Consider the following 542-nt stretch of genomic DNA (forward strand, 5'->3'; position numbering starts at 1 on the left):
ATGTATTGTTTATGCCTTTCGGGCACTTTTGGAGCATTTTAGGCGGCAGCCTGTTTCAGGTACTACTTCCGTTATTAATACTTTTGGCTTTTTCTATCCAACAAAAAGATAATTTCGGGGCATCCATAATGCTTTGGTGGTGCGGTCAAAACTTTATCGATGTCAGCCCCTATATTGCTGATGCGCAGCTTCGAGCCTTACCCTTAATTCTTAACAAAGGGGATGAAAGCCATGACTGGGGAAACCTGTTAACCATGACGGGAAATTTACAGCATACGCAAACGATAGCGAATGCCAGTTTCAGCATCGGCTGTATTATTATTTTTGTAAGTTATATCTGGGGGGCTTATCTGCTTATCCAACAGAAAAAAGTGCTTGAATAATTAATGCAATATTCTTCCTCATTTATCTTTTGAACTGTTATTGGCAAGCCGATAATCCCAATGCGGCTACCAGCAACACGCCATTGCCCAGCACCAGTATTGCGAATTTTCCACCTTGTTGTTTAATCGCCATAAGGCGAAAAAAGCGCTGCTGCAACG

1 pseudogene is annotated in these 542 nt (G+C 42.1%); it reads left to right on the top strand.

Features of this window, described 5'->3' with window-relative positions:
- A pseudogene (locus AC4GME_RS17175) lies at nucleotides 1-383 on the top strand (hypothetical protein); the annotation flags it as partial.
- Nucleotides 384-542 lie beyond the last annotated feature (159 nt).

It is taken from the genome of Psychromonas sp. (genome assembly GCF_983033635.1).